Annotated in this window: 23 protein-coding genes; 17 read left to right on the top strand and 6 right to left on the bottom strand. The window is 69.4% G+C overall.

Going from position 1 to position 26251, the window contains the following annotated elements; genetic code table 11:
- Positions 1–153: 153 nt before the first annotated feature.
- A complete protein-coding gene (locus NAF06_RS04945; RefSeq protein WP_008582753.1) occupies positions 154–909 on the bottom strand; it encodes a bacteriorhodopsin in 756 nt (251 codons plus the stop codon).
- Positions 906–2561: a methyl-accepting chemotaxis protein gene (locus tag NAF06_RS04940; RefSeq protein ID WP_008582752.1), complete on the bottom strand. Its 1656-nt coding sequence runs from the start codon at positions 2559–2561 to the stop codon at positions 906–908. Before NAF06_RS04940 ends, NAF06_RS04945 begins: the two co-directional genes overlap by 4 nt.
- 187 nt (positions 2562–2748) lie before the next feature.
- Between NAF06_RS04940 and NAF06_RS04935 the strand changes: the two genes are divergently transcribed.
- The 3 genes from NAF06_RS04935 (at position 2749) to NAF06_RS04925 (ending at position 4420) form a co-directional block, all read left to right on the top strand.
- Positions 2749–3555: an aldo/keto reductase gene (locus tag NAF06_RS04935; RefSeq protein WP_008582749.1), complete on the top strand. Its 807-nt coding sequence runs from the start codon at positions 2749–2751 to the stop codon at positions 3553–3555.
- A 73-nt stretch (positions 3556–3628) separates the two neighbouring features.
- Positions 3629–3859 (top strand): hypothetical protein, encoded by a 231-nt coding sequence (locus tag NAF06_RS04930; protein WP_008582747.1) that lies wholly within the window; start codon positions 3629–3631, stop codon positions 3857–3859.
- A gap of 156 nt (positions 3860–4015) precedes the next feature.
- A complete protein-coding gene (locus NAF06_RS04925) occupies positions 4016–4420 on the top strand; it encodes a DUF5790 family protein (protein WP_251106192.1) in 405 nt (134 codons plus the stop codon).
- 15 nt (positions 4421–4435) lie between these two features.
- Here NAF06_RS04925 and NAF06_RS04920 read toward each other — a convergent pair whose 3' ends face one another.
- Positions 4436–5200 (bottom strand): creatininase family protein, encoded by a 765-nt coding sequence (locus tag NAF06_RS04920; protein ID WP_251106191.1) that lies wholly within the window; start codon positions 5198–5200, stop codon positions 4436–4438.
- Between the two features lie 119 nt (positions 5201–5319).
- On the opposite strand from NAF06_RS04920, the gene NAF06_RS04915 reads away from it, so the two are divergent.
- Positions 5320–5631 (top strand): DUF5789 family protein, encoded by a 312-nt coding sequence (locus NAF06_RS04915; protein ID WP_251106190.1) that lies wholly within the window; start codon positions 5320–5322, stop codon positions 5629–5631.
- 61 nt (positions 5632–5692) lie between these two features.
- Here NAF06_RS04915 and NAF06_RS04910 read toward each other — a convergent pair whose 3' ends face one another.
- Positions 5693–7663 carry an ABC transporter ATP-binding protein gene (locus tag NAF06_RS04910; RefSeq protein ID WP_008582736.1) on the bottom strand — a complete coding sequence of 657 codons (1971 nt, stop codon included), beginning with the start codon at positions 7661–7663 and terminating at the stop codon, positions 5693–5695.
- A gap of 176 nt (positions 7664–7839) precedes the next feature.
- Complete coding sequence (locus NAF06_RS04905) at positions 7840–8118, bottom strand: DUF7538 family protein (RefSeq protein WP_251106189.1); 279 nt, start codon at positions 8116–8118, stop codon at positions 7840–7842.
- Positions 8119–8254: 136 nt separating this feature from the next.
- On the opposite strand from NAF06_RS04905, the gene rnz reads away from it, so the two are divergent.
- The 13 genes from rnz to NAF06_RS04830 all read left to right on the top strand — a co-directional run bounded on the left by rnz (position 8255) and on the right by NAF06_RS04830 (position 25841).
- Entirely contained in the window at positions 8255–9184 is a 930-nt protein-coding gene (gene rnz, locus NAF06_RS04900) for a ribonuclease Z (protein ID WP_251106188.1), read from the top strand.
- Between the two features lie 683 nt (positions 9185–9867).
- Positions 9868–10794, top strand: a complete 927-nt coding sequence (locus NAF06_RS04895; RefSeq protein ID WP_008582717.1) for a replication factor A — start codon at positions 9868–9870, stop codon at positions 10792–10794.
- Positions 10795–11442, top strand: a complete 648-nt coding sequence (locus NAF06_RS04890) for an RPA family protein (protein ID WP_006629314.1) — start codon at positions 10795–10797, stop codon at positions 11440–11442.
- Between the two features lie 91 nt (positions 11443–11533).
- Positions 11534–11938: a DUF8146 domain-containing protein gene (locus NAF06_RS04885; RefSeq protein ID WP_008582713.1), complete on the top strand. Its 405-nt coding sequence runs from the start codon at positions 11534–11536 to the stop codon at positions 11936–11938.
- 368 nt (positions 11939–12306) lie between these two features.
- Entirely contained in the window at positions 12307–13410 is a 1104-nt protein-coding gene (pdhA, locus tag NAF06_RS04880) for a pyruvate dehydrogenase (acetyl-transferring) E1 component subunit alpha (RefSeq protein ID WP_008582711.1), read from the top strand.
- Positions 13411–14397, top strand: a complete 987-nt coding sequence (locus NAF06_RS04875; RefSeq protein ID WP_008582708.1) for an alpha-ketoacid dehydrogenase subunit beta — start codon at positions 13411–13413, stop codon at positions 14395–14397. It abuts the gene before it with no gap.
- A gap of 87 nt (positions 14398–14484) precedes the next feature.
- Positions 14485–16116, top strand: coding sequence for a 2-oxo acid dehydrogenase subunit E2 (locus tag NAF06_RS15470; RefSeq protein ID WP_008582706.1), 1632 nt, complete (start codon positions 14485–14487; stop codon positions 16114–16116).
- Positions 16116–17543, top strand: coding sequence for a dihydrolipoyl dehydrogenase (lpdA, locus tag NAF06_RS04855; protein WP_008582704.1), 1428 nt, complete (start codon positions 16116–16118; stop codon positions 17541–17543). Before NAF06_RS15470 ends, lpdA begins: the two co-directional genes overlap by 1 nt.
- Positions 17544–17825: 282 nt before the next feature.
- Positions 17826–19961: a catalase/peroxidase HPI gene (katG, locus tag NAF06_RS04850; protein WP_008582700.1), complete on the top strand. Its 2136-nt coding sequence runs from the start codon at positions 17826–17828 to the stop codon at positions 19959–19961.
- A 296-nt stretch (positions 19962–20257) separates the two neighbouring features.
- Entirely contained in the window at positions 20258–20587 is a 330-nt protein-coding gene (locus NAF06_RS04845) for a DUF5783 family protein (RefSeq protein ID WP_007995328.1), read from the top strand.
- 69 nt (positions 20588–20656) lie between these two features.
- The gene (locus NAF06_RS04840) at positions 20657–21043 is read left to right on the top strand and encodes a NifU family protein (protein WP_008582699.1); all 387 of its coding nucleotides are present in this window, start codon (positions 20657–20659) and stop codon (positions 21041–21043) included.
- Positions 21044–21277: 234 nt separating this feature from the next.
- Positions 21278–21697, top strand: coding sequence for a PPC domain-containing DNA-binding protein (locus NAF06_RS04835; protein WP_008582698.1), 420 nt, complete (start codon positions 21278–21280; stop codon positions 21695–21697).
- A gap of 40 nt (positions 21698–21737) precedes the next feature.
- A complete protein-coding gene (locus NAF06_RS04830) occupies positions 21738–25841 on the top strand; it encodes a DNA-directed DNA polymerase II large subunit (RefSeq protein ID WP_008582697.1) in 4104 nt (1367 codons plus the stop codon).
- A gap of 62 nt (positions 25842–25903) precedes the next feature.
- Here the strand turns inward: NAF06_RS04830 and NAF06_RS04825 are convergent, their stop codons facing one another.
- Positions 25904–26209, bottom strand: coding sequence for a putative quinol monooxygenase (locus tag NAF06_RS04825; RefSeq protein WP_008582696.1), 306 nt, complete (start codon positions 26207–26209; stop codon positions 25904–25906).
- Positions 26210–26251: the final 42 nt, after the last annotated feature.

Raw genomic sequence — 26251 nt, 5'->3', positions numbered from 1 at the left:
ATCTGGCTCGTATGTTACGGCATAGTTCGGTTATTTCGTGGTATCTGTGTCCTGTCCGTCGAACGCATATTGAGCGACAGAGGCTACGAGACCATCAGGTGTTGAGGATACCAACAACGTTGGGGAACTCAAAAACCGGGCCGCGGTTCCCGTTCAGTCGTCGCTCGGCTCCGCAGCGGCCGCGTCCGGCGACTCGAACGCCGCCGTCGGGTCGCTCGCCCCGCCGACCCCGAGTCGGTCGAGCGCGTCCGCGCCCGCGACGGCGACCGCGACGAACCCGACCTTGGAGACGATGTCGAGGTAGACGAACACGAGCATCTCCGTCGCCGGCGTCAGGATTCCGAACCCGGTCGGCGCGAGCAGCCACACCACGGGGTACAGCGTCCACAGGACCACGGTGATGTTCCGGAGCGTCCCGAAGACGGCCCGGACCCGGTCGCACTCCGCCGACGCCGACCGCGGGAGCGTGACGAGCAGGCCGTACACCAGCGCGGCGTAGGCCGCGCCGGCGACGCCGAACGCGACCCACGAGACGGTTCCGGTCGTCGCGGCTGCGACGACGCCGCCCGCGATGATCACCACGTCGACCGCGATCAGCCCGCCGAGCACCCGGCGCGGCGGCCGCGCGAGGAGGCCGAGATACAGGATGAGAAGCGGCGTCGTCACCAGCCAGTCGAGGTACCGCGCCGCCTCGATGTCCCCGCTGGGTGTCGACGCGACGCCGAACCCGAGCGCCATCGCTAGGTACGCCAGCGCCGCGACGCCGGTGACCCCGGCGAGCGTGGCGTAGTGGCGCGCGTGGGAGTCGCCGTCTCCCGACCCCGCGAGCCAGCGCCACAGCGGGGGCACGGTTCCCGCGCCCATCGCCGCGGCCCCGATCCACGCCCAGAGGGCGGTGTCGGCGATCATCTCGACGCACCCCCGTCGGCGTCGTCGCCGTTCGGCGCGCCGCCGCCGAAGTCGAACTCGCCGCCGTCGGAGACCACGGTCTCGGCCCCGGCCGCGGCGTCGCCGTCGCCCGGCCCCGAGAGTCCGGCCTCGGCGGCGTCGAACGAGAACCCGTCGACGGCGCTCCTGAGCGCCCGCGCCCGCTCCGAGAGCGACCCGGCGGCGGTCTCGACGGCCCCGAGCGTCTCCTCCTGTTCGTTGACCGCGCCGGTCACGTCGCCCGCCGCGCTCGCCGTCTGGGCGCTGATCGCGGAGACGTCCTCGACGTGGCCGACGACCGCGTCGACGGAGTCCGCCTGCGTCTCGGTCGCGTCGGTGATCTCGGCCATGCTCCTGTCGGTCCGCTCGGAGGCCTCCGCGAGCCGTTCGAGCGCGTCGATCGACGTCTCGACGGTGTCGACCCCGGCGGAGATCCGTTCCTCGGTGCGAGCCATCGCGGCCGCGCCGGTCTCGGCGCGCTCCTGGACCGCGTGGATCCGGGCCTCGATCTCGCTCGCGGACTTCTGGGTCTCCTCCGCGAGCGACTTCACCTCCTCGGCGACGACCGCGAAGCCGGCCCCGTCGGCACCGGAGCGGGCCGCCTCGATCGACGCGTTCAGCGCCAGCAGGTTCGTCTGCTCGGCGATCTCCGAGATGGTGTCGACCACCTCGCCGATCTCCTCGACCTCCTCGGCCAGCGCCTCGACCTCCGCGGTCGTCTCCGCGGTCGTCTCCTCGACCGCGTCCATCTCGTCGAGCGCCTCCTCGGCCGCCTCGCGGCCCTCGTCGCCGACCGCGGCCGCGTGTTCGGCGGTCTCCGCGACGTCGGTGACCGTCGAGGCCACCTCCTCGGCGGAGGAGGCGAGGCTCTCGGCCTCGTCCGTCGCCGCCCGGAGGTCGTCGCGCTGGGTGCGCGCGCCCTCGGCGATCTCCGTGACCGCCTCGCTCACGGTCCCGGTCGTCGCCCGCAGGCTGTCGGTGCGGTCGTCGACCCGCCCGGCCACGTCGGCGGTGTCCTCCGCGACGGTCGCGACCGAGGCGACGGTCCCCTCCAGTTCCTCCGCCATCTCGTTGAACGCGGTCCCGACCCGAGCCATCGCCTCGTTGTCGCTCTCCGGGTCGACCCGCCGCGTCAGGTCGCCGTCGGCGACCGCGCGCATCGCGGTCTCGTACTCGGTCGCCTTCCGCTCCACCGTCTTGGCGCGCGCGTCGGCCTCCCGCCGCGCTTCCTCGGCCTCCTCGCGCGCCCGTTCCGCGTCGCCGATCTCCGCGCGCAGCGAGCCGCGCATCTCGTCGAACGCGCCGAACAGCCGGCCGATCTCGTCGGCCCGGCCGGACTCCAACTCGACCGCGAGGTCGCCGTCGGCCATCCGCTCGGCCTTCCCGGTGAGCTGCCGGAGCGCGATCACCGTGTTCGAGACGACGGTGACGCCGATGAGCGCCAGCCCGATCACCGTCAGAAGCGACATGCCGACGAGCCCCGAGCGGACCTCCGCCCCGGCCGGGCCGAGCTCCGTCGCCCTGAGATATACGACCGCCCCGTACGCCACCGAAACCCCCGTGACCGCGACCAGCGACAGCGCGAGCCGTGTGCCGTAGCTGGACCGAATTCTGTCGACCGGTCCCTTGTCCATGTTGTACCGCTCCGGAACCGGCGGAGTGTGATAAAAACGCGCCGCCGAAAATCACACGTGATATCCTTCACGGAAATGAAAAATACCGGCCGCCCGCGACGCGGTGCGCTCGCCCTCGCGGTCGGATCTCCGAGCGGTCGACCGCCGGAACGCCCGGATTTTCCGGCTGCCGGGGGAACGGTCGGGCATGACAGACGCCTTCGACCGGCTCGGTTACGGGACGTACAAGCTGGCCGCCGGCGAGGAGTGCGCCGACGGGGTCGCTCACGCGATCGACACCGGCTACCGCCACGTCGACACCGCGCAGGGGTACGACAACGAGGCCTCGGTCGGCGACGGGATCGACCGGAGCGGCGTCGACCGCGAGGACCTGTTCGTCGCGACGAAGCTCTCGACGGACAACCTCTCGTACGACGACGCGGTCGAGACCGCGCGCGCCAGCCGCGACCGGCTCGGCGTCGACTCGATCGACCTGCTGTACGTCCACTGGCCGATCAACAGCTACGACCCCGCGGAGACGCTGCCCGCGCTCGACGACCTCGTCGACGACGGCGTGATAGACCGGATCGGCCTCTCGAACTTCGAGCCGGACCAGCTCGACGAGGCGATCGACCGCCTCGACCACGACGTGTTCGCCCATCAGGTGGAGTGTCACCCGCTCCTCCAGCAGGAGAGGCTCCGCGAGTACGCCGTCGACGACGGGCACTGGCTCGTCGCCTACTCGCCGATCGCGCGCAACCGCGTCGCCGACGTCGAGGTTCTTCGGGAGATCGCCGACGCCCACGACGCGACCCCGGCGCAGGTGAGCCTCGCGTGGCTGCTCTCGAAAGAGCGCGTCGCGCCGATCCCGAAGGCGGCCGACTTCGGGCACGTGGAGGACAACTGGGCCGCCCGCGAGATCGACCTGACGGCCGACCAGATCGCCCGGATCGACGCGCTTGACCGCGGCGAACGCGTCGTCGACTTCGAGGAGGCCCCGTGGAACGCGGCCTGACCTCGGGAGCGCTCAATACCGGTATTGTGCCCTCATAGTCGGTTTAACGTGTCTCCCGGTCGAACGGTCGACCGTGCCGGACCCGAACCTCGACACCGACGCCGCCCGGACCCGCGACGCCCGCCCCGCGGCCGACGTCGCCGACCGTGAGGGGGAGTCCGGCTCCCGCGACCGCCCGGCCCTCCTCGCGGCGACGCCGGACCCCGACACCGTGTTCGAGCGGCTCCGGACGCTCGCCCTCCTCGCCGGGTTCCTCGGTCTCCTCCTGACGCTGATCGCGGCGGAGCTGCTCGTCCGGATCTGAGTCCCGCCGCCCGGTCCGGCCGCCTCTCCGAGTCGGTCGGCGGACCGAAACTGAACGCCCGCCCCTGCCGATCCGGCGACGAACCCCGCCCTCCCCGCCGGTTTCACTTCCGCTTCCGGGCGCGTTTTTAAAAGGTGCGGGCACGACACTCCGGACATGGCCCAGTCCACGTTCGACGACGACGACCTGTTCGGCGAGGCGGCCGCGGAGACGCGCGCGGAGGTCGAGGAACACCTGACCGCGGCGCGCGAGGGGCTTCCGGACCCGGACGCGGTGTGGGAGACGGACGCGGACAACGTGCTCGGCGCGCTCAACGGCCTGAAGTCCGCCCTCGACGCGGGCGACGCGATAGACAGCGTGCGCTCGGCGAAGAAGGCGTACGTCCTCGGCGAGCGCGCCGACGCCTTCGACGACGCCGAGGATCTCGAAGCCGAGATCGAGGAGCTCGAATCGCTCGTCGGCGACATCGAGAGCGCCGCCGACGAGGTGGCCTCGCTCACGGGCACGGTCCCCGCGATCCGCGGCGCGCTTCAGGACGCGGCCGGCGAGGACGACGAGTAGCCCTTCCCGGCCTTTTCACTCCGCGTCTCGCTCGACGACCGCCGCCGCCAGCTCCGCGAGCGCGTCGCTCGCCCGGTCAAGCAGCACCTCGCCGCGCTCGGCGTCGCCGTCCCGCGGGTCGCCGACGACGCCGTTGTCGGTGAACTCGTCGGAGTCGTGCGCGAGGTTCACGCCCGAGACCCACTCGCCCCACCGGTCGGCCGCGCCCGTGCCCGCCTCCTCGACGCGCTCCTCGCGGACCAGGTCCGGGTTCGTCGCGCGCAGCAGCGCCGTCTCCAGCGGTCCCGCGTGGCCCATGTCGCTCGCGTGGTCGCCGACAGCCTCGAACCACGTGAACGCGACGCCGTAGCCGTCGTGGTCGGGATCCCGCGAGAACCGGCGGGCGACCTCCGCGAGCGCCTCCACGTTCCCGCCGTGTCCGTTGACGAACACGACGCGGTCGACCCCGTGCGCGACCAGCGACTCGGCCGACTCCCGGACGTACGCGCGGAACGTCTCCGGCGAGACCCACATCGTCCCGTCGAACGCGCGGTGTTCCTCGGCGACGCCGACGGGAATCGGCGGCGCGATCGCGACCTCGCCGCGGTCGGCGGCCGCCCCGGTGTCCTCCTCGCCCCGCTCGTACGCGTCGGCCCCGGCCTCGGCGACGGCGACGGCGTTCAGCGTGTCGGTGCCGAGCGGCGCGTGCGGGCCGTGCTGTTCCGTGCTGCCGACCGGGAGGAACGCGACGTCGACGTCGGCGTCGCGGGCGTCGGTCCAAGTGACCTCGCTGAGGCGCATACTCACACGTCGGCACCCGCCGCCGTATAGCCGACGGTCAGGGTTCGCCGGCCGCTCCCGGGGGTATCGCGACGCGCTCGGCCCCCGGTATTATCCCGGTCCACGTCGATCGCGGCTGTATGACCAATGACAACACGGAACGCGGTTCGGAGGGGCCGGACCGGGATCCGAACGTGTCGTTCGGTCCGCTGAAGCGGGCGCTCCGCGAGCATCGGTATCCGGTGACGGCCGCGGAACTGATAGAGCAGTACGGCGGCGCTGAACTGGAGACGACGGCGGCGACCGAGCGGTTCGCCCGCCTGCTCGAAGACTGCGAGGAGACGCAGTTCCGGGAGCCGCGGGACGTCCGGAAGGCGGTCCTCGACGCGCTCGGCTACGCTGACCCGTCCCCGGAGGGGCCGCCGGGGGACTGGACCCGACTTCCGCGGTGACGGCGCGGTCGGGCCTCCGCGCCGCCGGTTCCGCTGCCGTCGTCGGTCCCGCGCCGCCCGATCAGTCGTCGTCGGTCTCGGCGTCCTCGACGATCCGCGCGGTGCGCTCCTGTGCCCGGTCGATGAACTCCTGTGGCAGTTCGTCTATCTCGCCCGCCTGAACGCCCCAGAGGTGCGCGTACAGCCCGTCGTTGTCGAGCAGTTCCTCGTGGGTGCCCCGCTCCGCGATCTTCCCGCCCTCCAGCACGAGGATGGTGTCCGCGTCCTTGATCGTCGAGAGCCGGTGGGCGATCGCGAACGTCGTCCGATCGGCGGTGAGCCGGTCGAGCGAGCGCTGGATCAGCATCTCCGTCTCCGTGTCCACGTCGGAGGTCGCCTCGTCGAGGATGAGGATGTCGGGGTCCTTGAGGACCGCGCGGGCGATGGTGACGCGCTGGCGCTGGCCGCCGGAGAGCTTCACGCCGCGCTCGCCGACCATCGTGTCGTAGCCGTCGGGGAGGTTCTCGATGAAGTCGTGCGCCTCGGCCGCCCGCGCCGCCTCCTCGACCTCCTCGTCGGTCGCGTCGAAGGTCCCGTAGGTGATGTTCTCGCGGACGGTGCCGTAGAACAGGTACGAGGACTGCCCGACGTAGCCGATCGACCGGCGGAGCGACTTGAGCGTCACGTCGCGGACGTCCTGCCCGTCGATCTCGATCGCTCCCTCGTCGACGTCGTACATGCGGAGCAGGAGCTTGAGGACGGTCGACTTCCCGGCACCGGTCGGACCCACTAAGGCGAGCGTCTCGCCGCCCTCGACTGAGAAGTCGACGTCCTCGATTATCGTCTCGTCGTCGTAGCCGAAGGAGACGTCGTCGTACACCACGTCCCCCTCGCCGACGACCAGGTCCTCGGCGTCCGGCTCCTCGGCGAGCCGCGACGGCTCGTCCATCAGGCCGAATATGCGCGCCGAGGAGGCGCGGGCGCGCTGGTACATGTTGATGATCTGGCCGAACTGCGCCATCGGCCAGATGAACCGCTGGGTGTAGAGGATGAACACGACGAACATCCCGACCGAGAGGTCCCCGGTGAACGGTCCCGGCGGCGTGTCCTGGAACACCCAGAGGCCGCCGACGATGAACGTGAACACGAAGCCGACGCCGGCGAGCACGCGCAGCGCCGGGAAGAACTTGATCCGGGTCGTGATCGCGTCCCAGTTGGCGTCGAAGTAGTCCATCGAGACGTCGTCGACGCGGTCGGACTCGTAGTGTTCGGTGTTCGACGACTTGATCACCTGAATGCCGCCGAGGTTGTTCTCCAGCCGGGAGTTCATCTTCCCGACCGACGAGCGCACCTCGGCGTACTTCGGCTGGATGATCCGGATGAACAGGTACGTGAACCCGCCGATGACCGGGACGGGAAGCAGCGCGACCAAGGCGAGCTGCCAGTTGATCCAGAACAGGAGGACCCCGATGCCGATCACCATCACCGACAGCCGGAACAGGGAGTTCATCCCGTCGTTGAGGAACCGTTCGAGCCGGTTCACGTCGTTCGAGAGGATGGACATCATCTCCCCGGTCTGCTTGTCCGAGAAGAACTCCATGTTCAGCCGCTGCATCTTGTCGTAGGTGTCCGTCCGCACGTCGTGCTGGATGTTCTGGGCGAAGGCGTTGAACCCCCAGTTGCGTATCCAGTGGAACCCCGCCCCGATCCCGAACGCCCCGCCGATGACAGCGATGGTGAACCAGAACTGCCCCGTCTGGGCCGTCGGCAGCCACGCGTCGGGGAGGACGACGAGCGGGATCTGCTCGCTGAACGCGGGGACCTCGCCGGCAGCCTCCTGCGAGTCGGTGTAGAAGATGGCGTCGACGGCGATCCCGAGCATGAGCGGGGGGAGGAGATCGAGGAGCCGCGCGAAGACGCTCGCGAAGATCCCCACCGTCACCTGCGGGACGTAGTCGCGGCCGTACTCGACGAACAGCCGCTTCATCGGATTCTCTATCTTGTCCCGCTGCTCCTCGAAGGGATCGTCTTCTTCCCAGTCGACGCCACTCATCGAATCCTCTTATCAGGTAAGCGGGCAAATAGGTTTCCTTCGAACCGAAATACGTCGGCAGAAAACGCCGGTAACGGGCGTGCGACCGGGCCCGTTCGACTCGACTGTTGTTCGCAGCGGCGTCGCTCGCGGCTCGCGGCGTCGGGGGTCCCGGCGCTCGCTCGCCGCCCGCGGCGTCAGAGGTCCCGGCGCTCGATCCCGGGGTCGATGTCGGCGGCCTCCAGATCGCCTCGGACCCGACGCCTGAGGGGATCGGGGATGCGCTCGCGCGGGACCGGCGCGGCCGTGCCGGACTCCGCCTCCTCGGTCGGGACGGACCAGTAGAGGACGCGCTCCGTCTCGGCGTAGAACTCCACCGCGAACTGCTCGCTAGCCCCCTCGTAGTGGACGCGGGCGGCCGCGCCCTCGGCGCGCCACCCCTCCTGTCGGACCAAGGCGGCGATCGGCTCTCGCATGGCCGCGCTCGGGCCGCCGGCCTCATGTGGGTGTCGGCCGCGTCGCGGCGGCCCCGTTGACGCGCTCGCCGGCGATCCGGCCGCCCCGTCCGTCCGCATCGACACCGGTTTACAACCGCCGCCCGGACGGATCGCCATGTCTCTTCGCGTCACGTTCCTCGGGACGGGCGGTGCCGTCCCGACCGTCGAGCGCGCGGCGAGCGCCGTCTTCGTCAACCGCGAGGGCGACCGCTTCCTCTTCGACTGCGGCGAGGGCACCCAGCGCGAGATGATGCGCGCCGGCACCGGGTTCGCCGTCGACCGCATCTTCGTCTCGCACCTCCACGGCGACCACGTCCTCGGGATCCCCGGCCTCGTCCAGACGCTCGGGTTCAACGACCGCACCGACCCGCTGACGGTCCACTGCCCGCCCGGGACCGCCGACCACCTCCGGAACCTCGTCCACGCGGTCGGCCACGACCCGGCGTTCCCCGTCCGGATCGAGCCGGTCGCCCCCGGCGAGGTCGCCTACGAGACCGACGAGTACGCCGTGCGCGCCTTCGAGACGGAACACCGGACCAAGTCGCAGGGGTACGTGCTGGCGGAGGACGACCGCCCCGGTCGGTTCGACCGCCCGAAGGCGGAGGAACTCGGCGTCCCGGTCGGCCCGAAGTTCGGTCGGCTCCACGAGGGCGAGGCGGTCGAGGCCGAGGACGGCACGGTCGTCGAGCCGGCGCAGGTGGTCGGGCCGCCGCGTCCGGGACGTAAGCTGGTGTACACCGCGGACACGCGCCCGCGTGAATCAACGGCTGAGGCCGCCGAGGACGCCGACCTGCTGATCCACGACGCCACCTTCGCCGACGACATGGCCGACCGCGCCCGCGACACGGCCCACTCCACCGGCCGCGAGGCGGGGTCGATCGCGGCCCGCGCGAACGCGAAGCGACTCGCTCTGGTCCACATCTCCTCGCGGTACGCCGCCGACCCGCGCCCGATCCGCGACGAGGCCCGCGAGGCGTTCGACGGCGAGTGTCTCCTGCCCGACGACGGCGATCTGATCGAGGTCCCGTTCCCCGACGCGGACTGAGACGGCGACTACGTCGGGGAGAACCGACGTTCGACGGCTGGTCCCGTGGCCGAGACCGCCGAAGCCCCAGTCGCTCGGCTATACGCTGCTGATCTGGTCACAACTGTGACCGCCGAAGCCCCAGTCGCTCGGCTATACGCTGCTGATCTGGTCACAACTGTGACCGCCGAAGCCCCAGTCGCGAGGGAGTCAGACGCTTGCTGCGCTCCTCGTCACTCGCTCCGCTCGTTCCTGCGGTGCTTGCGTCGCCTCTGACTCCCTCGCGACTGCCCCTTCGAGTCCCACCCGACCGCGACCGCACCTCACACCTCCCCAGCCTCGTCGGCGGCTCCCGGTGGTCGCCGCCGACTCCCTCGCGCGTGCTCCTCGCGGCCGCCTTCGGCGGCACGCTCGGAGGCACGCGCCACCGCCATCCTTCCGTCACGCTCGCTGAACCCCGCTCCGTGTGACCTCGATCCGTGTGATCGTTCCACTCGAAACGAAGCCCGCGCGTGGCTGACGGGCGTCTGACGCGGTCGGGGTCGTCCCGTCGCCGGATCACTCCTGATCGAGAGAAGTCGGTTTAGACGCCTTCAAACGGCGTTTTCTGTTCACTTTCACCCCGGTCACCGTCGTTTTAATACGGTGAGGAACCAACCCTCGTACGCCTCCCACCGAAACAACACCGGAGGCGGAGACACCCCATGAGCGAACTGCGACAGGAAGCGGAAGCGATAGCGGAACAGTTCTCGGACCACACAGACGTCGATCCCGACGACGTCGAGGAACGGCTGGCGACGCTCGTCGACGAGTACCGCGTGCCCCTCGACGAGGCGCGCCGGAGCGTCACTAACAGCTACCTCGAAGACGCCGGGATGGAGCGCGACGAACTCGGCCGCGGCGGCAGCGAGGAGGTCCTCGTCAACGACATCGACGAGGACGAGCAGTGGGTCGACCTGCGCGTGAAGCTGGTCGATCTGTGGGAGCCGCGCAGCGACTCCATCTCGCAGGTCGGCCTGCTCGGCGACGAGTCGGGCACGATCAAGTTCGTCGCCTTCGAGACCTCCGACCTCCCCGAGCTGACGGAGGGGCAGTCCTACGAGCTCTCGAACGTCGTCACCGACGAGTACGAGGGCAGCTACTCGGTGAAGCTCAACCGGACGACCGGAATCACCGAGATCGACGAGGCGATCGAGGTCGGCGACAACGCCGACACCGTCGAGGGAGCCTTGGTCGACATCCAGTCCGGCTCCGGGCTGATCAAGCGCTGTCCCGAGGACGACTGTACGCGCGTCCTCCAGAACGGCCGCTGCTCCGAACACGGGCAGGTCGAGGGCGAGTTCGACCTCCGGATCAAGGGCGTCCTCGACGACGGCGAGACCGTCACCGAGGTCATCTTCGACCGCGAGGCCACCGAGGCGCTCACCGGCATGACCCTCGAAGAGGCGAAGGACATGGCGATGGACGCGCTCGACACCACCGTCGTCGCCGAGGAGATGGGCGAGGACGTGCTCGGGCGCTACTACCGCGTCACCGGCCCGACGTTCGGCCGGTACGTCCTGGTCGACGACATGGAGGACCCCGGCACCGTCGACGTTGAAACTGCGCTGATCGAAGCGAGGTCGATCTAAATGAGCCAGTCAGCACCCACCCGAGAGGTCGCCCGGCGCGTGTTCGCGAGCGAGTTCAACGACGCCGGCTACACGTTCACCGAGTCCGACGACGAGCGCGCCCCCGTCTACGCGCTGTTGCCGACCGGCGAGTCCTCGAACCGCGTGTTCTTCGTGGGCACGCTCACCGAGAAGGAGGACGTCGGCGACGACAGCGAGTACTGGCGCGGCCGCATCGTCGACCCGACGGGCACGTTCTTCGTGTACGCCGGCCAGTACCAGCCGGAAGCCGCTTCCAAACTCCGGGACCTGGAGCCCCCGGCGTACGTCGCAGTCGTGGGGAAGCCCCGGACCTACGAGACCGACGACGGCACGGTCCGGGTCTCCGTCCGCCCCGAGTCGATCACCGAGGTCGACGCTGCCACCCGCGACCGCTGGGTCGCGGAGACCGCCCGCCGCACCGTCGAGCGCGTCGCCGCGTTCGACGACGAAGGCAACGAGTACGCGCGGATGGCGCGCGAGGAGTACGACCTCGACCCCGAGACGTACAAGGCCGCCGCGCTGTCGGCGCTCGAAGACCTCGACGGCGGCGACGAACTCGCAGGCGACGCCGCGCCCGACGACGCCGCCCCGGACGAGACGGACCCGGCCGGCGCGCCGGAGCCCTGAGACGGCCGGCGCGCGCCGACAGTCCGGTCGCGTTCGGCTCGTGACACCGTCTGACAAACGATTAAGTGAGACGCGGACGGACTCGTCCACAATGGGTAACAAGAACAAGACGATCTCGTTCCGCGTCAACGAGGGCGCGTTCGAGTCCCTCCGCGACATCGCCGAGGAGCGAGACCTCTCGCTGTCGGCGGTCTTCCGGGACTACGTGGACGCGCTCGTCGCCCACGACGGTCAGGTCCGGGTCGTACCCGAGTCCGAACTGGACGACGCGGGCGACGACGGCGAGCCGTTCCCCCCGAAGGTCGAGGTCCCGAAGAGCTTCGTCCGCGAGCACGAGCGGCTGGAGCTTGAGGCCGAACACCTCCGCGAGCAGCTCGACGAGCACAAGCGCTACGTCAACTACCTCCGCGAACAGCTAGAGGAGGGCGAAGACGAGGTGATCCACTTGGAGGACCTCGACGGCGAGCCGGACGAACCCTCCTTCCGCCTCGGGTAGCGCCGCCCGCCGGCCGCAGCGCGACAGTCCGTTTTGCCGGTCCGTTTCTCCGCTTTCCCGGTCCGATTGCCCGTTTTCCCGGTCCGCCCCCGAACCGTCGAGCCGCGGTGCCGCGACTCCGGCCTTCCCGTTCGCGGGCGACCGGTCGCGAAAACCTTCCTGTTCGTCCGTTACTGACCTGCGAAACGCACATGTTGGCGAAAATATTGCCAAATGGCTCGTAGTTTGTTCAGAAACGTCCGATTCTCTCCCCGTCTGATGGACGGTTTCTCATCCCGAAGCCGCTATTTCTGATTATACTAAATTATTTACGAAAACGATATTACCCGGGCGGTGAACATATCGGACATGCGAAGGTGGGTTCGACCGTGACCGTGTTCGACAGGGCGTACGACGACACCGTTCGCGTCCTCGACGAGGACGGGGAGGTCGTCGGCGACGTACCCGACCTCGACGACGACTCGCTCGTCGAGATGTACAGGCACATGCGGTTGGCGCGTCACTTCGACGGCCGCGCGGTGAGCCTCCAGCGGCAGGGCCGGATGGGGACGTACCCCCCGCTCTCCGGGCAGGAGGGCGCGCAGATCGGCTCGGCGTACGCGCTCGACGACGACGACTGGATGGTCCCGTCGTACCGCGAACACGGGGCCGCGCTGGTCCACGGGCTCCCGCTGAAACAGACGCTGCTCTACTGGATGGGACACGAGGACGGCAACAACGCGCCGCCGGACGTCAACGTCTTCCCCGTCGCCGTCCCCATCGCGTCGCAGGTCCCCCACGCCACGGGGGCCGCGTGGGCCTCGAAGCTCCGCGGCGAGAACGACGCGTTCATCTGCTACTTCGGCGACGGCGCGACGAGCGAGGGCGACTTCCACGAGGGGGTCAACTTCGCCGGCGTGTTCGACACGCCGACCGTCTTCTTCTGTAACAACAACCAGTGGGCGATCTCCGTCCCCCGCGAGCGGCAGACCCGGAGCGCGACGCTGGCGCAGAAGGCGGAGGCGTACGGCATCGACGGCGTTCAGGTCGACGGGATGGACCCGCTCGCGGTGTACAGCGTCACGAAGGCCGCCCTAAAGAAGGCGCGCGACCCCGACAGCGATCGGCCGCGCCCGACGCTCATCGAGGCGGTCCAGTACCGCTTCGGCGCGCACACGACCGCGGACGACCCCACCGTCTACCGCGACGACGACGAGGTGGAGCGCTGGAAGCGGAAGGACCCGATCGACCGGCTGGAGTCGTACCTCCGCGACGAGGGCGTCCTCGACGACGAGCGCGTCGCGGAAATCGAGTCGTCGGTCGAGGCGCGAGTCGCCGACGCCATCGACGAGGCGGAGTCGATGGCGCGGCCCGACCTGCGGGAGCTGTTCGAACACGCCTACGCGGAGCTCCCGCCCGAACTGGAGCGACAGTACGAGGCGCTCGCCGCGCTCCGCGACGACCGCGGCGACGCGGCGTTCCTGGAGGACTGAATGACCGACACACAGAATCTCACGCTGGTACAGGCGGTACGGGACGGACTGCACACCGAACTGCGCGAGGACGACGACGTGGTCGTGATGGGCCAAGACGTCGGGAAGAACGGTGGCGTCTTCCGCGCGACGGAGGGACTGTTCGACGAGTTCGGCGGCGACCGCGTGATCGACACGCCGCTCGCCGAGTCGGGGATCATCGGCACCGCGGTTGGGATGTCCGCGATGGGGATGCGGCCGGTCCCCGAGATCCAGTTCTCGGGGTTCATGTACCCCGGCTTCGATCAGGTCGTCTCGCACATGGCGCGGTTCCGCACCCGGAGCCGCGGGCGGTTCACGCTCCCGATGACGCTGCGCGCCCCCTACGGCGGCGGCATCCGCGCGCCGGAACACCACTCGGAGTCGAAGGAGGCGTTCTACGCCCACGAGGCCGGGCTGAAGGTGGTGGTCCCCTCGACCCCGTACGAGGCGAAGGGGCTGCTCGCGGCGTCGATCCGCGACCCCGACCCGGTGGTCTTCCTCGAACCGAAGCTGATCTACCGGGCGTTCCGCGAGGCGGTGCCCGACGAGCCGTACACGGTGCCGATCGGCGAGGCGGCCACGCGCCGCGAGGGCGACGACGTTGCCGTGTTCACCTACGGCGCGATGACGCGCCCCACGCTGGAGGCCGCCGAGACGCTCGGCAAGGAGGGGATCGAGTGCGAGGTCGTCGACCTCCGCACGGTCTCGCCGCTCGACCGGGAGGCGATCGTCGAGGCGTTCGAGAAGACCGGCCGCGCGGTCGTCGTCCACGAGGCACCCAAGACCGGCGGTCTCGGCGGCGAGATCACGGCGATCCTGCAGGAGGAGGCGCTGTTACACCAGGAGGCACCGATCGGCCGCGTCGCCGGGTTCGACGTGCCGTACCCGCTGTACGCCTTGGAGGACTACTACCTCCCGTCCGCGGCGCGCATCGAGGAGGGAATCTTAGAGGCGGTCGAATTTTAAGATGACCGTTGGAGATACACCCATGACAGTCGACCGTCGACGCGCGACCGCCGAGGGGGTCACCGCGGCTGCCGAGGTGGTTGAGGCGTGACGATCAAGGAGTTCAAGCTGCCGGACGTCGGCGAGGGCGTCGCGGAGGGCGAACTGGTCTCGTGGCTGGTCGCGCCCGGTGACCGCGTCAAGGAGGACCAGCCCGTCGCCGAGGTCGAGACCGACAAGGCGCTCGTCGAGGTCCCGTCGAGCTACGACGGCGTCGTCGAGGAGCTGTTCGCCGAGGAGGGGCAGATGGTCCCCGTCGGCGACGTGATCATCTCGTTCCGCGTCGACGAGGAGGGCGCGGGCGACGCGGAAACGCCCGACGAGGAGTCGGCCGGCACCGAGTCCGAATCCGCACCGTCCGACGGTCCGGCGGCGGAGTCGGACGCCGGCCAAGCCGAGGACGGCGGAGCCGACGCCGAGCCCGACACGCCGTCGGGTCGGACCTTCGCGCCGCCGTCGGCGAGGCGGCTCGCCCGCGAACTCGGCGTCGACGTCGCGGCCGTCGACGGGAGCGGTCCCGGCGGTCGCGTGAGCGAGGCCGACGTGCGGGCCCACGCCGAGGGCGACGCCGGGTCCGCCGGCGCGGACGACGCCGACGCCCCCGAACCGCGACCCGCTCCGACCGACACCGGTTCGGACGGGCGGAAGTCCGCGGTCAGCAAGCGCGACGCCGACGGATCCGCGGCGTCCTCCGGGACGGCCGCGGCCGGTCCCGAGCCGGCGGGGCGGGAGACGACGCTCGCGACGCCCGCGACGCGGAAGGTCGCGCGCGACCGCGGCGTCGACCTCGACGACGTGCCGACCGACGAGACCCGCGACGGCGAGGCGTTCGTCACGGCCGACCGCGTGCGGGCGTACGCGGACGCGCTGGAGGCGGCCGAGTCCGAGCCGGCCGAACCCGCCGCGAGCGACTCCAACACGACCGACCCGGAACCGGCGGACCCGACCCCCACGGGCGGCGCGACGGAGGCGACGACCGCGTCGGGCGACGAGACCGTCCCCTACCGGGGCGTCCGGCGGACGATCGGGAAGCAGATGGAGCGGTCGAAGTTCACCGCGCCGCACGTCACCCACCACGACACCGCCGAGGTCGACTCCCTCGTCGAGGCGCGCGAGGAGCTGAAGCCGACGGCCGAGGCCGAAGACGTGAAGCTCACGTACATGCCGTTCGTGATGAAGGCCATCGTCGCCGGCCTGAAGCGCCACCCGTACCTCAACAGCGAGCTCCGCGAGGACGACGAGGAGATCGTGTTGAAAGGCGAGTACAACCTCGGCATCGCGGTCGCGACCGACGCGGGACTGATGGTCCCGGTCGTCGAGAGCGTCGACGAGAAGGGGCTCTTCGAACTCGCCGAGGAGGTGAACGACCTCGCCGCCCGCGCCCGCGAGCGGAAGCTCAAGCCGGCCGAGATGAAGGGCGGCACGTTCACCATCACCAACTTCGGAGCCATCGGCGGCGAGTACGCCACCCCGATCATCAACTACCCCGAGACCGCGATCCTCGGCCTGGGTGCCATCGAGGAGCGCCCCGTCGTCCGGGACGGCGAGGCCGTCCCCGCGCCGACGCTCCCGCTGTCGCTGTCGATCGACCACCGGGTCGTCGACGGCGCGATCGCGGCCGAGTTCGCCAACACCGTCATGGAACACTTAGAAAACCCGCTGCTGCTACTCAACGAATAATGGTCGTCGGAGACGTCACCACGGGAACGGAGGTACTGGTCATCGGCGCGGGGCCGGGCGGCTACGTCGCCGCCATCCGAGCCGCACAGGAGGGGCTGGACACGACGCTGGTCGAGAAGGACGCCTACGGGGGCGCGTGTCTCAACCGCGGCTGTATCCCCTCGAAGGCGCTCATCACGGGCAGCGGCCTCGCCCACGAGGCGGGCAACGCGGAGTTCATGGGCGTCCACGCGGACCCCGCCGTCGACATGGGGAAGATGATCGAGTGGAAGGACGGCGTCGTCGACCGCCTGACGAGCGGCGTCGAGAAGCTCTGTAAGGCGAACGGCGTGAACCTGATCGAGGGGGAGGCGTCGTTCGTCGACGAGGACACCGTCCGGGTCGCGCACGGCGGAGAGGGACAGGGCTCCGAGACGCTCTCGTTCGAGCACGCGGTGATCGCCACCGGCTCGCGGCCGATCCAGATCCCCGGTTTCGAGTTCGCGGAAGACCACGTCTGGAGCTCCGCGGACGCGCTCGACGCCGACACCGTCCCGGACCGGCTCGGCGTCGTCGGCGGCGGCTACATCGGCATGGAGCTGGCGACGACGTACGCCAAGCTCGGTGCCGACGTGACCGTGATCGAGATGCTCGACGACATTCTCGACCCCTACGAGGACGACGTGAAGCGGATCGTCCGCAAGCGCGCCGAGGAGCTGGGCGTCGAGTTCCACTTCGGCGAGGGGGCGAGCGAGTGGTCGGAGGCACCCGACGGGGGCTACCTCCTCCACACGGAGACGGAGGAGGGCGAGGAGTCGTCGTACGGCGTCGATAAAATCCTCGTCGCGGTGGGTCGCCAGCCCGTCACCGACGGGCTCGGCGTCGGGAACGCCGGGATCGAGACGGACGACCGCGGCTTCGTCGAGACGGACGATCGCACTCGCACCGCGGTCGAGGGAATCCACGCCGTCGGCGACGTCGCCGGCGACCCGATGCTCGCGCACGCGGCCTCCAACGAGGGTATCGTCGCCGCCGAGGTGATCGCGGGCGAGCCCGCTGCGCTCGACCGGCAGGCGGTCCCGGCGGCCGTCTTCACCGACCCCGAAATCGGCACGGTGGGGATGACCGAGGCGGAAGCGGACGACGCCGGCTTCGACCCGGTCGTCGGCGAGATGCCCTTCAACGCCTCCGGCCGGGCGATGACGACCGGCCACACGGAGGGGTTCGTCCGGATCGTCGCCGACGACGAGACCGGCTTCGTGCTGGGCGGACAGATCGTCGGGGGGGAGGCCTCGGAGCTGATCGCCGAGGTCGCGCTCGCGGTCGAGATGGGAGCGACCCTCGAAGACGTGGCCGCCACCGTCCACACTCACCCGACCCTCGCGGAGGCCGTGATGGAGGCGGCCGAGAACGCGCGCGGACAGGCGATCCACACGCTGAATCGCTGAGAGGCGGCGTCGGACCGCCGTCCGCGGCGTTGCGATCGCGATTCCTCGCCCCGATACGGGACCGTTCTCCGCTCGAAACGTCTGTCATCGGAGCGGTCCGTCTCTCGACCGGCGTCTCCGAGACGCGCGCACCCGCCCGAGGGCGACGCCGAGCCCTCTCGGCGAGGATTTCGCGAATCCACAAATAGAACTTCATTATTTCGATACAATTCCTCTATTATAACGATGTTTCCCTCGCCGAAGTAGACAATATTATCAGCGGCGAGGCCGGACCGTTTCGTGATGGCTAGTAATACGCAAGACTGGTGGCCGGACCAGTTGGACTTGGAGTTACTCGATCAGAACGGGTACGACGTCGGTCCCTACGACGAGGAGTTCGACTACGCGGAGAAGTTCGAAGAGCTGGACCTCGACGAGGTCAAGGCTGACATCGAGGAGGTGCTGACGGACTCGAAGGACTGGTGGCCCGCCGACTACGGCCACTACGGCCCGCTGTTCATCCGCATGACGTGGCACGCGGCCGGCACGTACCGCTCGCTCGACGGGCGCGGCGGTGCGGCCGGCGGACACCAGCGGCTCCCGCCGATCAGCAGCTGGCCCGACAACGTCAACCTCGACAAGGCCCGGCGGCTGCTGGAGCCGATCAAGACGAAGTACGGCGAGAAGCTCTCGTGGGCCGACCTCATCGTGCTCACCGGCAACGTCGCGCTGGAGTCGATGGGCTTCGAGACGTTCGGCTTCGCGGGTGGCCGCCAGGACGATTTCAAGGGCGACGACGCCGTCGACTGGGGTCCGGAAAGCGAGTTCGAGACCACCTCCGAGGAGCGCTTCGACGAGGAGGGGAACCTCAAGGAGCCGCTCGGCAACACCGTGATGGGCCTCATCTACGTCAACCCCGAGGGCCCCAACGGCGAGCCGGACTTGGAAGGCTCCGCGAAGAACATCCGGCAGTCGTTCAGCCGGATGGCGATGAACGACAAAGAGACCGTCGCGCTCATCGCCGGCGGTCACACGTTCGGGAAGGTCCACGGCGCGGACGACGGCGACAACCTCGGTCCCGAGCCGGAGGACGCCCCCATCGACCTCCAGGGCCTCGGCTGGGACAACGAGTTCGGCGAGGGCAAGGGTCCCGACACGATCACGAGCGGCATCGAGGGACCGTGGAACGCCACGCCCACCGTCTGGGACATGAGCTACGTCAACAACCTGCTCTCGTACGACTGGGAGCCGGAGAAGGGTCCCGGCGGCGCGTGGCAGTGGACCACGAAGAACGACGAGCTCGACGACGCCGCGCCCGGCGTCGCGGACCCCGACGACAAGGAGGACATCATGATGCTCACGACGGACGTCGCCCTCAAAGAGGACGACGACTTCCGGGCCGTCTTAGAGGAGTTCCGCGACGACCCCGACGAGTTCCAGGACACGTTCGCGAAGGCGTGGTACAAGCTCCTCCACCGCGACATGGGTCCGCCGGAGCGGTTCCTCGGTCCCGAGGTCCCGGACGAGACGATGCTCTGGCAGGACCCCCTGCCGGACGCCGACTACGAGACGATCGGTGAGGCGGAGATCTCCGACCTCAAGGGCCAGCTCCTCGACTCCGACCTCTCGGTCGGCGAGCTCGTCAAGACCGCGTGGGCGGCGGCGTCCACCTACCGCGACAGCGACAAGCGCGGCGGCGCGAACGGCGCGCGCATCCGCCTCGAACCGCAGCGGAGCTGGGAGGCCAACGAGCCGGAGCAGCTGGAAGCGGTCCTCTCGACGCTTGAGGGGATTCAGGCCGAGTTCAACGAGTCGCGCTCCGACGACGTCCGCGTCTCGCTCGCCGACCTCATCGTGCTGGGCGGGACCGCGGCCGTCGAGCAGGCCGCGGCCGACGCGGGCTACGACATCGAGGCCCCCTTCGAGCCCGGTCGCGTCGACGCCACCGAGGAACAGACCGACGCGGAGTCGTTCGAGGCGCTCAAGCCCGACGCCGACGGCTTCCGCAACTACCTCGGCGACACCGACGACGACGTCGAGGACCTCATGGTCGACAAGGCGGACCTGCTGAACCTGACCGCCAGCGAGATGACCGCGCTGGCCGGCGGCCTGCGTGCGCTGGGCGCGACCTACGGCGACTCCGACCGCGGCATCTTCACCGACCAGCCCGGCACGCTCACGAACGACTTCTTCGACAACCTACTCGACATGCAGTACGAGTGGGACGCGGTCACCGAAGACGAGGACGTCTTCGAGATCCGCCACCGCGAGACCGGCGAGGTCGCGTGGGAGGCGACGCGCGCCGACCTCATCTTCGGCTCGAACGCCCGCCTCCGCACCATCGCTGACGTGTACGCCAGCGACGAGGAGAAGTTCGTCGAGGACTTCGCCGAGGTGTGGAGCGATGTGATGAAGCTCGACCGCTTCGACCTCGAGTAACGCGGTCACCCCGGTTCGGCTTCTTTCTCTCTATTCTCCGCGTCTGTCGGAGACACCGCTCCGTCGTTCGTCGCTCGCGGGTCTCTCGCCGAGTCCCCCCGTCTCCGAGCCCCGTAGTCCGACTCCGGCGCGTCGCCCGGCACGGCGATCCAAGTATTCCATATCGCGACATACGGTTTACTACTGTCCCCCCGGTGCCGATCACTCCTCCTTCGGCACGCCCCACGTCACCCGTCCCTTTCGGCGTCTCGGCGGCGATCGACCCGCTTTTTTCCCGCCGGACCGTCGCTCGCGACATGGCCGACGAGTTCGACCCGGAGAAGTTCGAGGACAAGTACGCGCACTACTTCAACGAGCTCCAGCGGGCGTACAAGAACGCCTTCAACCAGATGAACGACCGGTACGACTCGGAGCTGATCCACGGTATCGACCAGACCGTGCTCAACGAGTCGGAACCGTTCTACGAGGACGGCGAGTTCCGCGTCGAACTCCCCGAGAACCCGCGCGAGCGGATCCGCGGAGCCGTCGCGGTGGACGACGAGACGTTCGAGGAGACGCTGGAGGAGTACGTCGAGCGGATCGAGTCCGAACTGTACCGGACGCTCGGCGTCGACCGCCCCGAGTGAGCGCCGGCGGTCTCCGTCCGGATCCGGCCGAACCAAAGGCATAAGCCCGCCGCCCGCCAACTCGCGGACATGAGCACGGACACGACCGACGGAGCTGACGCGGACAACGAACTCCGCGAGCGGATCACGAACTTCCTGCGGCGCAACTTCCCGCAGATCCAGATGCACGGCGGCAGCGCCGCCATCGCCCACCTCGACCGCGAGAAGGGCGAGGTCACGGTCCAGCTCGGCGGAGCCTGTTCCGGCTGCGGCATCTCCCCGATGACGATCCAGGCGATCAAGTCCCGGATGGTCAAGGAGATCCCCGAGATCGAGACGGTCCACGCCGACACCGGCGCGGCCGCTGGTGCCGACGGCGACCTCGGCGGAACGAGCAGCGGCGGGATGTCCCCCTCCTTCCCCGGGGAGACGACCGACGACGGCGGCGACGACGAAGGCCCGCAGGCCCCGTTCTGAGCCGGTCGACCGCGGTCGACCCTTCTCCGTTTCTTTCGGCCGTTGAGTCGCACTGATATCGCCGAATATCCGGCGCTTAGTCCGTCCGCTGCCGTTTTTCTGTTGTTATGATCGGATCCCGTGTGTAGCCGCCCGACGACAGTATAAACCATATTTCACTATATCGAATTAGGGCTCTGCCCGAAACGGGGGCGACTGAAGCCTTTTTGCCCCCGGCACCCGTTGGAGCGCTCTATGTACCATCGCGAGGTCGAACCCACGGCGGAGTACGTCGCGCGGTTCGAGACGGGGGCCGACTGGCGCGAGGAGATCGAGTCGCTGGCCCGCGAGGAGGACGTCGAGGCCGGCTGGTTCACGGCGCTCGGCGCGGTTCAGGACGCGGACGTCTGGTTCTACGACCAGGACGACACCGAGTACCGGTCGGTCACTTTCGACGAGCCGCTGGAGGTGGCGGCCTGCGTCGGCAACGTCTCGCTGCTGGAGGGCGACGTGTTCGCGCACACCCACGCCGTGCTCTCGCGCCCGAGCGGGCAGGCGCTCGCGGGGCACCTCGACTCCGCGACCGTCTGGGCCGGCGAGTGCCACCTGCGCGCGTTCGCCGAGCCGCTGGAGCGCTCGCACGACGAGGCCACGGACCTGGACCTGTGGCTGTGACCCGGAGCGCGCACCCCGCGCCCCCCGCGCTCGACGCCCGATGAGACCGGACGACGAGCGCTACTTCGCGCAGATCGAGGAGCGCCTCGACGAGGCGTGGGACGTGGCGGAGACGGCCAAAGAGCAGGGCCGGGACCCGGAGCCGGAGATCGAGATCCCGGTCGCCCGCGACATGGCCGACCGCGTCGAGAACATCCTCGGGATCGACGGGGTCGCCGAGCGCGTCCGCGACCTCGAGGGCGAGATGTCCCGCGAGGAGGCGGCCCTGGAGCTGGTCACCGACTTCGTCGACGGCAACGTCGGCGACTACGACTCCCGCGAGGGGAAGATCGAGGGGGCCGTCCGGACCGCGGTCGCCCTCCTGACCGAGGGGGTCGTCGCCGCCCCGATCGAGGGGATCGACCGCGTGGAGCTGTTGGAGAACGACGACGGCACCGAGTTCGTCAACGTCTACTACGCCGGCCCGATCCGCTCGGCGGGCGGGACCGCGCAGGCGCTCTCCGTGCTCGTCGCCGACTACGCCCGGTCGCTGCTCGGCGTCGACGAGTACAAGCCCCGCGACGTGGAGGTCGAGCGCTACGCCGAGGAGATCGCGCTCTACGACAAGGAGACCGGGCTCCAGTACACGCCGAAGGACAAGGAGTCGAAGTTCATCGCCAAGCACATCCCGGTGATGCTCGACGGGGAGGCGACGAGCGACGAGGAGGTCTCCGGGTTCCGCGACCTCGAACGCATCGACACCAACTCCGCGCGCGGCGGGATGTGTCTCGTCGCCGCCGAGGGGATCGCGCTGAAGGCCCCGAAGATCCAGCGGTACACCCGGAACCTCGACGAGGTCGACTGGCCGTGGCTCCAGGACCTGATCGACGGCACCATCGGGAAGGACGGGGCCGGCGACGGCGACGAGGCGGCGAACGGGAACGGAGACGCCGACGCGGACGAAGGCAGCGAGGGCGACGCCGGCGCGGACGACGCCGGAAGTGACGGCGAGGGAGACGGCTCGAACGCGGAAGAGCCGGCCGGCCCGGTCCGGGCCGACCCCTCACAGAAGTTCCTCCGCGACCTCATCGCGGGCCGGCCCGTCTTCACCCATCCGAGCGAGGCGGGCGGGTTCCGGCTCCGGTACGGTCGCGCGCGTAACCACGGGTTCGCGACCGGCGGCGTCCACCCCGCGACGATGCACATCGTCGACGACTTCCTCGCGGCCGGGACGCAGATCAAGACCGAGCGCCCCGGGAAGGCCCACGGCGTCGTCCCGGTCGACTCCATCGAGGGCCCGACGGTCCGGCTCGCGAACGGCGAGGTCCGCCGGATCGACGACCCCGAGGAGGCCAAGGAGGTCCGCAACGGGATCGAGAAGGTGCTCGACTTAGGCGAGTACCTCGTCAACTACGGGGAGTTCATCGAGAACAACCACCCGCTCGCGCCCGCGTCGTACGCGCCCGAGTGGTGGGTCCAGGAGTTCGAGGCGGCCGGCGCGGACGTCGCGGCGCTGCGCGACGACCCCCACGTCGACCTCGAACACCCCGGCGTCGACGAGGCGCTCGCGTGGGCGACGGAGTACGACTGCCCGCTCCACCCCGAGTACACTTACCTCTGGCACGACGTGTCGGTCGACGCGTTCGAGGCGCTGGCCGAGGCGGTCGCCGCCGGCGACGTCGTCGAGGGCGTCCTCGCCGTCGAACGTACCGACCCGGTTCAGGACGCGTTAGAGTCGCTGCTGGTCGAACACGCGGCGACCCCGGACGCGCTCCGGATCCCGACGTGGCGGCCGCTCGCGCGCTCGCTCGGGGTCGACGACGGACTGCGGAAGGAATGGGACGAGGCGGACCTCTCGGACGCTGCCCGCGAGTACGCCGACGGCGAGAACGCGATCCGCGCCGTCAACGAGGTCGCCCCCTTCGAGGTGCGCGAGCGAGCCCCGACCCGGATCGGCAACCGGATGGGCCGCCCGGAGAAGTCGGAGAGCCGCGACCTCTCGCCCGCGGTCCACACCCTGTTCCCGATCAACGAGGCGGGCGGTCCCCAGCGCGACGTGGCCGAGGCGGCGAACGTGATGGACGACACCGGCCACCGCGGGCGGCACGACCTGGAGGTCTCCGACCGGGTCTGCCCCGACTGCGGCGAGCACACCTACGCCGCCCTGTGTCCCGACTGCGAGACGCACACGGAGCCGCACTACGAGTGCGGCGACTGCGGCACCGTCTGCGAGCCGGACGAGGCCGGCCGCGTCGAGTGCCCGAACTGCGAGTGGGAGGTGACCGCCGCGACCTACCAGGAGGTCGACGTCAACGACGCGTACCGCTCCGCGCTGGAGACCGTCGGCGAGCGCGAGTCCGCCTTCGAGATCCTGAAAGGCGTCCAGGGGCTGACCTCGCGGAACAAGACGCCCGAGCCGATCGAGAAGGGGGTCCTCCGCGCGAAGAACGGCGTCACCTCGTTCAAGGACGGGACGGTCCGGTACGACATGACCGACCTCCCGGTGACCGCGGTCAAGCCAGAGGAACTCGACGTCACCGCGGACCACTTCCGCGAGCTCGGCTACGAGACCGACATCGACGGCGAGCCGCTGCGTCACGACGACCAGGTCGTCGAACTGCGCGTCCAGGACATCGTCCTCTCGGATGGCGCAGCCGAGCACATGCTGAAGACCGCGGACTTCGTCGACGACCTCCTCGAACAGTTCTACGGGCTCGACCGCTTCTACGAGGTGAACGAGCGCGACGACCTCGTCGGCGAACTCGTCTTCGGGATGGCTCCCCACACCAGCGCGGCGACCGTCGGGAGAGTGGTCGGTTTCACCTCGGCCGCCGTCGGATACGCGCATCCGTACTTCCACGCCGCGAAGCGTCGGAACTGCTTCCATCCGGAGACGGAGATCGCGTATCTGGAAGACGGAGAGCGCCGGGAGATCTCAATCGAGAAGTTCGTCGAATCCCGACTCGAAGACCCCCGAACCGACGACTTCGGGACGCTCGTTCAGGAACTCGACGGCGACGTTCGCGTCCCTTCGATCGATGAACACGGAAACACGACGACTCGGTCGGTGACGGCGGTTTCCAAACACCCGACTCAGGACCACCTCGTACGGATTCGGACGCGTTCCGGGCGGACGATTCGGGTCACTCCGGACCACACAATGCTTCGAGTCGCCGATGGAGAAATCTACCAGACGCCCGCCCGTGAGTTGGCCGCCGGCGATCGCGTTCCCGAGGCGAACCCGAGGAACCCTGAGCGAGCGACTGACGCTCCGGCGGCTAGCGCTGATGGAGGAGTCGATACCGACGAGATTGTCGAAACGGAGATCGTCGAGAGTGACGTCGAGTACACCTACAATCTCACGGTTTCTGGAACGCACACGCTCGCTGCGAACGGATTGTGGGTCCAGCAGTGCGACGGCGACGAGGACTGCGTGATGCTGCTCATGGACGGACTTCTCAACTTCTCGAAAGAATTTCTCCCCGACCAGCGCGGCGGGCGGATGGACGCGCCGCTCGTGATGTCCTCGCGGATCGACCCCTCCGAGATCGACGACGAGGCGCACAACGTCGACATCGTCCGGGAGTATCCGGTGGAGCTGTACGAGGCCTCGCGGGAGCTGGCCGACCCCGAGGAGGTCGAGGAGCTGATCCAGATCGGCGAGGACACACTAGGGACCGACGACGAGTACCACGGGTTCGACCACACCCACGACACGACGGACATCGCGATGGGACCGGACCTGTCGGCGTACAAGACGCTCGGCGACATGATGGAGAAGATGGACGCGCAGCTGGAGCTGGCCCGGAAGCTCCGCGCGGTCGACGAGACGGACGTTGCCGAGCGGGTGATCGAGTACCACTTCCTGCCGGACATCATCGGGAACCTCCGGGCGTTCTCGCGGCAGGAGACGCGCTGTCTCGACTGCGGCGAGAAGTACCGCCGGATGCCCCTGACGGGCGAGTGCCGCGAGTGCGGCGGGCGGGTGAACCTCACCGTCCACGAGGGGTCGGTGAGCAAGTACGTCGACACCGCCATTGAGGTGGCGGAGCGGTTCGGCTGTCGCCCCTACACGAAACAGCGGCTAAAGGTGTTAGACCAGTCGCTGGAGTCGATCTTCGAGGACGACACGAACAAGCAGTCCGGCATCGCGGACTTCATGTGAAGAGCGGTCGGGTCCCGCGCCGCCCGCCCGCGACTCGCCCCGGGTCCGGGAGCGTCCCCGCCTCAGAGATCCAACTGCGCGGCCGACTCCACCTCGAACCGCCACACCTCCGGCTCTCCCGCGAGCAGGTCGGGGAGGGCCGCCTCGAACGCCTCGAAGTGGTCCGTCCCCGAGTGCGCCTCGAACGCCTCCGCGTCCTCGTACCGCTCGAAGAAGCGGAGCGTCGCCCCGTTCTCCACGTCTCTCGCCGCCCTGTAGTCGATCACGCCCTCCTCGCGGTTCGACTCCGCGACGAGGGTCTCGGCGTGGTCGAGCGCTTCGTCGATCCGATCCGGGTCGATCGGGAATGCCGCGTGTACGACGAGCATCACCAGCGCTACGCCGCTCGCTCGGAAAAGGGGACGGCAGTC

Source organism: Halorubrum hochsteinianum (genome assembly GCF_023702125.1).
GTDB lineage: Archaea > Halobacteriota > Halobacteria > Halobacteriales > Haloferacaceae > Halorubrum > Halorubrum hochsteinianum.
The sequence above is the reverse complement of the archived record's forward strand: the minus strand, read 5'-3'. Positions and strand labels throughout refer to the sequence as shown.

What these genes read in the sequence shown, in the direction of transcription:
- NAF06_RS04945 (WP_008582753.1), bottom strand. Translation starts at nt 909, where the DNA reads ATGATCGCCGACACCGCCCTCTGGGCGTGGATCGGGGCCGCGGCGATG.
- NAF06_RS04940 (WP_008582752.1), bottom strand. Translation starts at nt 2,561, where the DNA reads ATGGACAAGGGACCGGTCGACAGAATTCGGTCCAGCTACGGCACACGG.
- NAF06_RS04935 (WP_008582749.1), top strand. Translation starts at nt 2,749, where the DNA reads ATGACAGACGCCTTCGACCGGCTCGGTTACGGGACGTACAAGCTGGCC.
- NAF06_RS04925 (WP_251106192.1), top strand. Translation starts at nt 4,016, where the DNA reads ATGGCCCAGTCCACGTTCGACGACGACGACCTGTTCGGCGAGGCGGCC.
- NAF06_RS04920 (WP_251106191.1), bottom strand. Translation starts at nt 5,200, where the DNA reads ATGCGCCTCAGCGAGGTCACTTGGACCGACGCCCGCGACGCCGACGTC.
- NAF06_RS04915 (WP_251106190.1), top strand. Translation starts at nt 5,320, where the DNA reads ATGACCAATGACAACACGGAACGCGGTTCGGAGGGGCCGGACCGGGAT.
- NAF06_RS04910 (WP_008582736.1), bottom strand. Translation starts at nt 7,663, where the DNA reads ATGAGTGGCGTCGACTGGGAAGAAGACGATCCCTTCGAGGAGCAGCGG.
- NAF06_RS04905 (WP_251106189.1), bottom strand. Translation starts at nt 8,118, where the DNA reads ATGCGAGAGCCGATCGCCGCCTTGGTCCGACAGGAGGGGTGGCGCGCC.
- rnz (WP_251106188.1), top strand. Translation starts at nt 8,255, where the DNA reads ATGTCTCTTCGCGTCACGTTCCTCGGGACGGGCGGTGCCGTCCCGACC.
- NAF06_RS04895 (WP_008582717.1), top strand. Translation starts at nt 9,868, where the DNA reads ATGAGCGAACTGCGACAGGAAGCGGAAGCGATAGCGGAACAGTTCTCG.
- NAF06_RS04890 (WP_006629314.1), top strand. Translation starts at nt 10,795, where the DNA reads ATGAGCCAGTCAGCACCCACCCGAGAGGTCGCCCGGCGCGTGTTCGCG.
- NAF06_RS04885 (WP_008582713.1), top strand. Translation starts at nt 11,534, where the DNA reads ATGGGTAACAAGAACAAGACGATCTCGTTCCGCGTCAACGAGGGCGCG.
- NAF06_RS04875 (WP_008582708.1), top strand. Translation starts at nt 13,411, where the DNA reads ATGACCGACACACAGAATCTCACGCTGGTACAGGCGGTACGGGACGGA.
- lpdA (WP_008582704.1), top strand. Translation starts at nt 16,116, where the DNA reads ATGGTCGTCGGAGACGTCACCACGGGAACGGAGGTACTGGTCATCGGC.
- katG (WP_008582700.1), top strand. Translation starts at nt 17,826, where the DNA reads ATGGCTAGTAATACGCAAGACTGGTGGCCGGACCAGTTGGACTTGGAG.
- NAF06_RS04845 (WP_007995328.1), top strand. Translation starts at nt 20,258, where the DNA reads ATGGCCGACGAGTTCGACCCGGAGAAGTTCGAGGACAAGTACGCGCAC.
- NAF06_RS04840 (WP_008582699.1), top strand. Translation starts at nt 20,657, where the DNA reads ATGAGCACGGACACGACCGACGGAGCTGACGCGGACAACGAACTCCGC.
- NAF06_RS04835 (WP_008582698.1), top strand. Translation starts at nt 21,278, where the DNA reads ATGTACCATCGCGAGGTCGAACCCACGGCGGAGTACGTCGCGCGGTTC.
- NAF06_RS04830 (WP_008582697.1), top strand. Translation starts at nt 21,738, where the DNA reads ATGAGACCGGACGACGAGCGCTACTTCGCGCAGATCGAGGAGCGCCTC.
- NAF06_RS04825 (WP_008582696.1), bottom strand. Translation starts at nt 26,209, where the DNA reads ATGCTCGTCGTACACGCGGCATTCCCGATCGACCCGGATCGGATCGAC.